Raw genomic sequence first — 403 nt, 5'->3', positions numbered from 1 at the left:
ACCGACGGCTGTGACTTGCCGTTCTCCAGTTGCGAGATGAACGACGCGGAGACCCCCAACTGGCGGGCGAACTGTCGCAGCGAGAGCCCTTTGGCGTTGCGGTGCAATCGCAACGCGCCCCCCACCCCGGACAACGGGTCGCGCCCGCCGGCGCTCGGGCGCTCGTCCAGGCGCAGACTCTCGCTCGGGCTGGCGCCCTCTTCCGGTGGTACGCCGGTCACGAAACTCCCCTGGCAGCAGATGGTCGGTGCGACACAACCCGGCAATTAAAGCAAGGCCGTCGTCTGGTGCATAGTCTGGCTTACACCCGTGGTCCGATCCGTGCCCGGAACGGTCGTTGCCCTCATCTTGCGCAACCGACAGGTGAAACTCACATCTTCGTCGATACCAGACTCTTCACTAT

The 403-nt window shown here is 64.3% G+C and carries 1 protein-coding gene; it reads right to left on the bottom strand.

Going from position 1 to position 403, the window contains the following annotated elements:
• A partial coding sequence (locus RM812_RS42700) for a helix-turn-helix domain-containing protein (protein WP_311586495.1) occupies window positions 1-221 on the bottom strand: 221 nt, incomplete at its 3' end.
• Window positions 222-403 lie beyond the last annotated feature (182 nt).

This window comes from Streptomyces lancefieldiae, from assembly GCF_031845825.1.
GTDB classification, from domain to species: domain Bacteria; phylum Actinomycetota; class Actinomycetes; order Streptomycetales; family Streptomycetaceae; genus Streptomyces; species Streptomyces lancefieldiae.
The sequence above is the reverse complement of the archived record's forward strand: the minus strand, read 5'-3'. Positions and strand labels throughout refer to the sequence as shown.